A 9,119-nucleotide genomic window follows, 5' to 3' on the forward strand; every position below is an offset into this window, starting at 1 on the left:
GCATATAGCCGGTTTTTCATTTTACTTTCTGCAGACGAAGAGCATTCAGAACAACGGAAACGGAGCTGAATGCCATTGCTGCTCCTGCTATCCACGGTGCTAAAAATCCAAGTGCTGCGATTGGGATGCCGAGGCTGTTATAGCCAAGCGCCCAGAATAAGTTTTGTTTAATGTTTTTCATTGTCAATCTGCTCATGCGGATTGCGTCAGCAATGCTGTTTAGATCGCCGCGAATCAGTGTAATGTCTGCTGTTTCCATGGCAATGTCCGTGCCAGTTCCAATCGCCATGCCGATGTCAGCTGTGGCAAGCGCCGGCGCATCGTTAATTCCGTCGCCTACCATTGCTGTCTGGCGGCCTTCTTTTTGCAAGCGGGCGATTTCCGCCGCCTTTTGTTCAGGAAGGACTTCCGCAATGATATTCGCAATTCCCGCTTCCTTCGCGATGGCTTCTGCGGTTCTGCGATTGTCTCCTGTCATCATGATGACATCAAGGCCCAACTCTTTCAGACGGGCAACAGCCTTCCGCGACGTATCCTTAATCGTATCTGCAACTGCTACTAGCCCCGCTGCTTCTCCATCAATGGATACAAGCATAACTGTTTTCCCTTCGGCCTCTAGCTCTTCCATTTGGGCGAGAAGAGCCCCATGCTCAACCTGTTCGCTCTCCATTAATTTTCTTGTGCCGACGAGAATGCTTTTTCCTCCGGCTTCAGCCAAAATGCCTGCGCCGACTTTTGCTTCAAAGCGGGTAAGTTTCGGTATCTCAAGCCCTTTATCTTTCACGCCAGCAATAATCGCTTCGCCAAGCGGATGCTCTGATCCCGTTTCCGCTGCCGCTGCAAATTGAAGCAAATCTTTTTCTTCAAAATGGCCGAATGGAATGGCATCTGTCAGATGCGGCTTCCCGTTTGTCACGGTTCCGGTTTTATCAAGAACAATGGTATCGAGACGATGTGTTTTTTCTAAATGCTCGCCGCCTTTAAATAAAATCCCGAATTCAGCAGCGCGTCCAGATCCAGCCATTATGCTCGTCGGAGTGGCAAGACCGAGGGCGCAAGGACAGGCAATGACAAGAACCGCAATGAACTTGCTGATCGCTTCAGCAAAATCGCCAGGAGCCGCCCAAAGGTACCAAATGAGAAAAGTGAGAACGGCAATCCCCAATACAATGGGTACAAAAATGCCTGAAATCTGGTCAGCGAGACGCTGGATCGGTGCTTTTGACCCTTGTGCTTCCTCAACAATTTTGATGATATGAGAAAGCGCAGTATCCTTTCCGACGTTGACAGCTTTAATTTTCAGAAAGCCGTTTGCGTTAACGGTTGAACCTGTCACGCTGTCACCAGGATTTTTGTCAACAGGAAGACTTTCTCCTGTAATCATCGATTCGTCAACCGCTGAACGGCCTTCAACCACTTCTCCGTCGACAGGAATTCGTTCGCCAGGTTTGACGTAAACAATGTCATTAACAAGCACTTCGTCGATCGGGATGATTTGCTCCTGTCCGTCTCTTACAACAGTCGCTGTTTTCGCTTGAAGCTTCATCAGCTTTTTAATCGCATCCGAGGAACGGCCTTTTGCTTTTGTTTCAAACAACTTGCCTAATAAAATCAGCGTCAGCAAAATCGCGCTTGTTTCATAGTAAAGGCCGTCTGTATGCCCGTGAGAGCCAAGGCTTTGAAAAGTAAGATAAAGACTATAAGCGTAAGCAGCCGTCGTACCGAGGGCGACCAATACATCCATATTGGCGCTTTTATTTCTGAGCGCCTTATACGCACCCACATAAAACGGCCAGCCGATCAGAAACTGGACTGGTGTCGCCAGCGCAAACTGCATCCACGGATTGAGAAATATATCCGGTACCCAAATGAATGATGTAAATGTAAAATGGCTCACCATCGCCCAAAGCAATGGAAACGACAGGACAGCTGAAAAAATCAGTCTCGCCGTTTGCTTCCGTTCTTCTTTCTTTTTAGCAGCAGCCTCACTGTCCTGTTCACCCTTCAACTTTAGCTTATATCCAAGCTTATCTACCGCTTCTTTCAAATCGCTGACAGACGCTTCTTTTGGATTGTATTCGACCGTAACTGTTTCTAAAGCGAAGTTTACTGGAGCATTTGCGACGCCTTCTATTTTGTTAAGCCGTTTTTCAATCCGATTGGCGCAAGCCGCACAGGTCATGCCTTCAATATCGAATTCAGCTTTTTCTGTAACGACGTGATAGCCCAGCTTTTCTATTTTTTCTTGAATCGCTGCAGTCCCTGTTTCAGCAGGATCGTAGATTACATTTGATGTTTCCGTTGCCAGATTAACATTTGCATCCGTGACACCGGGCATCCGCTTCAGGCCTTTTTCAATTCTGGCAGCACATGCCGCACAGGTCATACCAGAGACCTGCATCGCGATTTCCTTTTGTTCACTCAACATACTCACTCCTTTATATACACCTGGGGGGTATATAAAAATGAAAGAAATATCGCGCCTCCCTAAAGGCGCGATACCTTGAATCACTCAGCTACGTCATAGCCCTGATCCTCTATCGCATCCGCAATATCTTTGACTGATACTTTGTCAGCATCAAACGAAACATCGACTTTACCCGCTTCCAGATTGACATGAACGGCACTGACGCCGTCCAGTTCTCCTACGCTTGTTTCTACTGCTTTGACGCAGTGCTGACAGGACATTCCTTCAACTTGCAATGTTTTTTGTTCCATAATCAATTCCTCCTGTTTATTCTTTGTATTTTTATCCTACCATACCCCCGTAGGGTATTACAATAAAAATACGCTTTATGATTTTGTGAACTTTTTAAATACGTCCAAAAGCTCAGAAATGGCCTGTTCCCCGTCTCCGCTTTTGATGGCATCTGCAACACAATGATGGGCATGATCCTCAAGCAAATGAAGCGCCACATTTTTCATTGCCGCCTGAACAGCTGAAATTTGCACAAGAATATCTACACAATATCTGTCGTTTTCCACCATGTTTTGAATGCCTCTGACTTGACCCTCAATCCGCTTAAGCCGGTTTGTAATCTGATCTTTTTCTTTCGAGCTTTTATGGTTTAATGTTTTATGTTCGTTATGCTTTTCCATGCGCACACCTCTGTTTAATGATATTAATTCCCATTATACTGATTGTCCAAACGGTTGTCTAAGCATGCCGACGCAAAAAATGAATCAGTTAGGTTTTACCATTTGATCAGGAGGGTATATACTTCTGTTGATAACGCTTTTAAAGGGGAGAAGAAAAGTGGATACGATCAAGGTTGGGATATTAGGATACGGATTGTCCGGTTCTGTTTTTCACGGGCCGCTGCTGGATGTTCTGGATGAATATCAAATCAGCAAAATCATGACATCTCGGACAGAAGAAGTGAAACGGGATTTTCCAGATGCTGAGGTTGTACATGAGCTTGAGGAAATCACAAATGACCCTGCCATTGAGCTTGTCATTGTCACCACCCCGAGCGGCCTTCATTACGAGCATGCTATGGCATGCATACAGGCCGGAAAACATGTTGTGATGGAAAAACCAATGACAGCAACGGCCGAAGAGGGGGAAACATTAAAAAGGGCTGCCGATGAAAAAGGCGTATTATTAAGCGTATATCATAACCGACGCTGGGATAACGATTTTTTAACGATTAAAAAGCTGATCTCTGAGGGATCCCTTGAAGATATCAATACATATCAAGTTTCCTATAACCGCTACAGACCTGAAGTTCAAGCGCGGTGGCGGGAAAAAGAAGGCACTGCCACTGGTACGCTGTATGATCTCGGCTCCCACATCATAGACCAAACCCTGCATTTGTTTGGGATGCCTAAAGCCGTGACTGCAAAAGTGATGGCCCAGCGGGAAAATGCCGAAACGGTTGACTATTTTCATTTAACCCTGGATTATGGCAAGCTTCAAGCCATTCTATACGGAGGATCAATCGTTCCGGCAAACGGACCTCGTTATCAAATCCATGGAAAAGATTCCAGCTTTATCAAATACGGAATTGACGGACAGGAAGACGCACTCAGAGCGGGAAGAAAACCAGAGGATGACAGCTGGGGTGCAGATGATCCGGAGTTTTACGGACAGCTTACAACCATTCGTGGCTCCGGCAAAAAAACAGAAACGATTCCATCAGTAAATGGCTCCTACCTTACTTATTACCGTAAAATAGCGGAAAGCATACGAGAAGGTGCTGCGCTGCCAGTCACTGCTGAGGAAGGTATTAATGTCATCCGCATCATTGAAGCCGCGATGGAAAGCAGTAAAGAGAAACGAACCATTATGCTGGAGCACTAAAACAAAAGCCTCCCCAAATAAGGGGAGGCTTTTTCATTAGAATGTTTTTCCTGCTTCTTTCGCACGCGCAATCGCGTCTTCTTTGATTTGCTGTGCTTTATCAGGCTCCGCATTATGTCCCTCTACGAAAATGCCATCGAATGATGGTACGCCGAAGAAGTTCATCATGATGCCGATGTAGCGGTGCCCCATTTCCATCTCAGCCGCAGGGCCTTCTGAATAGTAGCCGCCGCGCGCTTGGATATGAATTGCTTTTTTATCAGTTAACAAGCCGACAGGACCTTGTTCTGTGTATTTGAATGATTTTCCTGCAACAGCAACAGAATCGAGATACGCTTTCATCACTGGCGGGAATGAGAAGTTCCATAAAGGAGTAACAAATACGTACTTATCAGCTGATGCAAATTGATCGCTAAGCTCTCCCAAACGGCCTACTTTCGCTTTTTCGCTTTCAGAAAGCTCTTCAAAGCCTGTACCTGACTGAAGCTTTCCCCATCCGCTGAATACATCTGCGTCAATATGCGGGATGTTTTCTTTGTACAAATCGATATGTACAACTTCATCATTTGGATTCGCTTCTTTGTAAGATTCGATAAATGCTTTACCTGTTGCCATACTGTACGAAGTTGCTTCGTCATGTGGATGAGCAGTGATATATAATACTTTTGCCATTTTTACCAGCCCTTTCGTTTTTAAAAATCACACATCAATTATTATCATACAGATGCATAATGATTATTCTGTCTCTCTTAGACTTTATTATAGAGACAAAGAAATTTACTTTCAAGTAAAACATCTCGAATTAAAGATTATTTAACTTTCCCAAACAGCTTACTTTTCAAAAGCTGTTCTCAAGCCGGAATACAGCGCGGACAATTCTTTACTGATCCGAGGATAATGAGGGACATGCGGCACTTGAATATCCGCAGGCATCCTTTTCATGATAAAGGATTGCTCAGCCTGTTCAAAAAACGCCCGCAGCTGGTTGATCTCTTCATCAGAAAACGGAGCAGACGGACGGCGGTGAGCTTGCGCCGAGAGCAAATAGTACCCTAAGTGCTGAGCACCGGAAATGGCAGGCCAGAGCGCATCCGCATTCGCGTGAGGAAACTCGCCAAGCGCCTTGTCATACGCATCCCGAAGCCTGACAAGACTCACCCTTAACTTGTGTTCGTCGGCAATTTGCCCGGTTAACAGTTTCTCCATAAACTGCCCTTCCAGCCGGATGACATTCCGCACAAGTTCTGGCAGCCGCTTGGTTGAAAACCGCCGCCACAAAAGCATTGTTCCCAACAGCCCGATCAAGCTGCCGACAGCTACATCAGTCAGCCTCGCTATCATAAAATAACCGGCACCCGCGCCGCCATGCATACTTTCTGTGATAACAAGCGCATTTGCGGTTAAAAAGGGAACAGCCAGCGCATAATTGCGGACGATCAGCATCTCAAGAAGACATTGCAGCGCTGCAATACATAACGCAAGATAAACACCGCCCGGCTTAAAAAACAAGATTGCGCCTGCCAGCATAACACCGATCACCGTTCCGGCCGAACGCTGAATAGCCCTGTGAAGCGTAAAAACAACAGTAGTGCCAAGCATGACCGCTGCTGCCGAAAGCGGAATCCAATAGGAGCGTGCAAAGCCGAATGCGAGGGCAAACATATCGGCGGCAAACAGAACAATTCCGTACTTTAACGCTCTAATCAAAACTGGAGACTTCCAGTCAAAAGCATTTCTCAAAAAGTAAAAAGAGGATGGCAGGCGGCTTGGTTCCCCGTCAAGCTGCTTATCAAAACGTCCTGAAGCGATATGCAAAACCTCATTGATTTCTTCAAACAGCTTCCGCCTAGGCTCAGATTCGTTCTCATTAATCTGAAACGTACCGGAAACCCGTGCATGCGCAAGCATATCTCCGGTTTGGCGAAGTGCCTTTTCAATCTGCGCGGTCTCTCTGTCCGGCGTTTCAGCTGAAAAATGAATAATGGCAATGAATATGTCGTCAGCTTTTTCAAGCAGGCGGAAAAACCGTTCATCATGCCGCGATTTTTTCCGTTTATTCCCTTTCCCAAGAACCGTTTGTCGGGCTGTTCTAAGCATGAGCACCGTCTGATGCTGTGCGTTATGAAAACCTGGCGTTCCGACGGCTGAAAGACATGCAGCCAGCTGATGATATGTTTTTTGCAGCACCGCTCCCTCCGGTCCATGTTTGTTCCATAACCAGCCGATTAAAGCGATACCCATGGCGAAAATGCCGCCGAGAAACGTCAGTCCCGCTCTGAACAGCGCTTGTGAAGGATCGGCCGGCAGCCCGGAACTGACTAAAAAGGCAAGGACAAAAAACATCGGCGCAGGGCCTTGAATGCCGAGCGCGCTAAAAATAAACATCGCCGCTGCACCGATCAGCCCCAAAACAGCCGCCATCATCCAAAGCGTCCCGGACAAAAGCGTCCCTAAACCAAATGAGAGGGCGATCCCAATAGAAACCAAGAGCAGCTTCAAGGCGCGCTTTTTGTACGATTCACCGCCCGCATATAAATAAACAAAGCCTCCGATACTTGCAATTAATCCGTAATCCGTGTGACCTGCCAATGCACCGACCAGCACAGGAAACCCTGAAGCGAAACCTGATCCGATAGCCTTTTTCCAAGGAAATGGATTTGCATGAATGCGAAAGGCATCCTTCACGATAGGCATGATTCTTTGATTGTTCGCAGCAGTTTTGTTCATTTGACAAAATCCTTTTCAATGAATGTGTAGAACTTTTCCCGTTTCTTCGCTTTAGTATGCCCAAAAACGCGGTTAGCTTCTCAATTGGTGCGCCCGATAAAAAAACAGAGACTTATACCGTCTCTGCTTGCATGACATCAGTTTATTATAAAAGCGGCACCTGTCAGGACTGTTTTGTCCTTCTGCCTTCCTTCAAGAGCAGGTGAATAAAAAATAAAGGATAAATCAATAGATACCCATTAAACAGCCACCACACAAGATCAAAGTCACTGCTGAATGTCCAGAATGATAGCGCCTGCAGACCTGAACAACAGGTCAGCACAAGAGAAATCAGCGCCATCAGCTTCCAGTCAGCTCGATTCACCCGCTGTAGGTACAAGCTGTACAACCCTGTGACAGAAATCAGGATATCCAGCGGAAAAAAAGACCAGTTCCAAGCAATCATAAACGGATGGTCATGATGTTTAAAAGCCCAGCTTTCCGGTATGAGCGAAAACCCGGCTGACAGCCAGTACAAGATAAAACCGATATCAGTCACGAGAAAAAACAGCTTCATATATCTCATTTGTACTGCCCGCTTTTATGTACCGGCTCAGACACCGCAGCATGCTCGATCAGGTTTAAAGACACAACACCGGCAATAATCAAACCAATTGAAATGACTTTCATGACACTAACATGTTCTTGAAAAAACAAAAAACCAATGACTGTAATCAGGACGATTCCCATCCCTGACCATACAGCATAAGCAACAGATACATCAATGGATTTAAGCGTAAGCGTCAGAAAGAAAAGACTCCCTCCATAAAAGAAAATCAACAGCAAACTGGGAATAAGCTTTGTAAAACCGGACGATAGCTTCATGCTGACCGTTCCCGCAACCTCAAACAAAATCGCCGAGCATAGAAACACCCAATTCATGTCGCATCAGCCTCCTCATCAGCTGTTATACCGTTAAACAAAACATCTACAATTGATTCAAGCACCTCTCCTGTCGTGAACTGATGTTTCAGCGGATATTCAGGGTCATACACTTGATTGATGCTCCCTATATACATGTGAACAAACAGGTCCGGATTGATGTTTCTGATTCTCTTTTGCTGTTTGCACTCGTTTAATAATGCTAGGACAATCGCCCATTCTTCCTTAATAAACGCGTCTAATGTAAGCCACGCATCGTAATGGTATTTCTTTAGTTCATTTAATAATCCCATGTTCAGCAGTTCCATCCCCTGCGGAAGGCTGATCAGCATTTTTTTCACCTTTTCGAGCACATTTAAACTTTCATTTTCATAGATGTCTCTTTCTATTTGCTTCATTTCAGCTATAAATTGTTCGACAACCGCCTCAACAAGCTGATCTTTAGATGAATAATATGCATAGAGCGTCCGCTTGCTCGTTCCCAGCGCTGCCGCCAAATCATTCATCGTAAATGAAAATCCTTTCTGCTTGATCAGCCGGATGGTTTCCGCCATAATTCTTTTTTCCACATTAATCCCCCACTTCCGGTACCAATAAAACTATTTCGGTACCAATATTATACGGCAGAAATTTATGGAAATCAACAATATATAAAAAACCTCTCCTGTTGGGAGAGGTTTAAAAGACACTGCGGACCAAACCGCCGTCTGCCCGAAGTGCCGCGCCATTGATCGCAGAGGAAAGCGGGCTGCTTAAAAATGTAACGAAGTGGGCGATTTCTTCCGGACGGATCAGTCTTTGAATAATAGATGTCGGCCGGTTTTCTTTCATAAAACGTGCCTCAGCTTCTTGAACAGTCAGGTTTTCACCAGGATACAGCGAGTTCAGCATGGTTTCCACACCCTCTGTTAAGGTAGAGCCCGGCATGACGGTGTTGACTGTGACATTCGTGCCGGTTGCCAGCTCCGCCAAACTGCGGGAAATGGACAGCTGCATCGTTTTTGTCGCACTGTAATGGGCCATTTCCTGTGACGGCATAATTGCTGCTTCACTGGCAATGAAAATCACACGCCCTTCCTTTTTCTCTATCATGTTATGCAAATACCTGCGTGTCAGCCTTACCCCGCTCATAATATTCACTTCAAAAAAACGAAACCATTCATCGTCG

General features: G+C 45.8%; 10 protein-coding genes. 1 reads left to right on the forward strand and 9 read right to left on the reverse strand.

Annotated features, from left to right (window positions below; all coding sequences use genetic code 11):
* Positions 1-16: 16 nt before the first annotated feature.
* From copA to csoR, 3 genes are all read right to left on the reverse strand, one after another.
* Complete coding sequence (gene copA, locus RAC86_RS30395) at positions 17-2,425, reverse strand: copper-exporting P-type ATPase CopA (protein WP_119899760.1); 2,409 nt, start codon at positions 2,423-2,425, stop codon at positions 17-19.
* Positions 2,426-2,508: 83 nt separating this feature from the next.
* Entirely contained in the window at positions 2,509-2,718 is a 210-nt protein-coding gene (copZ, locus tag RAC86_RS30400; RefSeq protein WP_003228406.1) for a copper chaperone CopZ, read from the reverse strand.
* Positions 2,719-2,793: 75 nt separating this feature from the next.
* Positions 2,794-3,099 (reverse strand): copper-sensing transcriptional repressor CsoR, encoded by a 306-nt coding sequence (gene csoR / locus RAC86_RS30405; RefSeq protein ID WP_003228404.1) that lies wholly within the window; start codon positions 3,097-3,099, stop codon positions 2,794-2,796.
* A 127-nt stretch (positions 3,100-3,226) separates the two neighbouring features.
* Between csoR and iolW the strand changes: the two genes are divergently transcribed.
* On the forward strand, positions 3,227-4,303 hold the full coding sequence (iolW, locus tag RAC86_RS30410) for a scyllo-inositol 2-dehydrogenase (protein ID WP_038429631.1): 1,077 nt from the start codon (positions 3,227-3,229) through the stop codon (positions 4,301-4,303).
* 36 nt (positions 4,304-4,339) lie between these two features.
* On the opposite strand, the gene azoRB is transcribed toward iolW, so the two are convergent.
* From azoRB to RAC86_RS30440, 6 genes are all read right to left on the reverse strand, one after another.
* Entirely contained in the window at positions 4,340-4,975 is a 636-nt protein-coding gene (gene azoRB / locus RAC86_RS30415; protein ID WP_003243587.1) for an FMN-dependent NADH-azoreductase AzoRB, read from the reverse strand.
* A 159-nt stretch (positions 4,976-5,134) separates the two neighbouring features.
* Complete coding sequence (locus tag RAC86_RS30420; RefSeq protein ID WP_377886359.1) at positions 5,135-7,030, reverse strand: FUSC family protein; 1,896 nt, start codon at positions 7,028-7,030, stop codon at positions 5,135-5,137.
* A gap of 163 nt (positions 7,031-7,193) precedes the next feature.
* Positions 7,194-7,595, reverse strand: coding sequence for a YvaD family protein (locus RAC86_RS30425; RefSeq protein WP_003242541.1), 402 nt, complete (start codon positions 7,593-7,595; stop codon positions 7,194-7,196).
* Positions 7,592-7,951, reverse strand: a complete 360-nt coding sequence (locus RAC86_RS30430) for a DMT family transporter (RefSeq protein WP_069837780.1) — start codon at positions 7,949-7,951, stop codon at positions 7,592-7,594. Before RAC86_RS30430 ends, RAC86_RS30425 begins: the two co-directional genes overlap by 4 nt.
* Positions 7,948-8,520 carry a TetR/AcrR family transcriptional regulator gene (locus RAC86_RS30435; RefSeq protein WP_038429633.1) on the reverse strand — a complete coding sequence of 191 codons (573 nt, stop codon included), beginning with the start codon at positions 8,518-8,520 and terminating at the stop codon, positions 7,948-7,950. Before RAC86_RS30435 ends, RAC86_RS30430 begins: the two co-directional genes overlap by 4 nt.
* 109 nt (positions 8,521-8,629) lie before the next feature.
* Positions 8,630-9,119 (reverse strand): SDR family NAD(P)-dependent oxidoreductase (locus RAC86_RS30440; RefSeq protein ID WP_377886361.1); only part of this gene is annotated, 490 nt, incomplete at its 5' end.

Source organism: Bacillus sp. LR_5 (genome assembly GCF_042709275.1).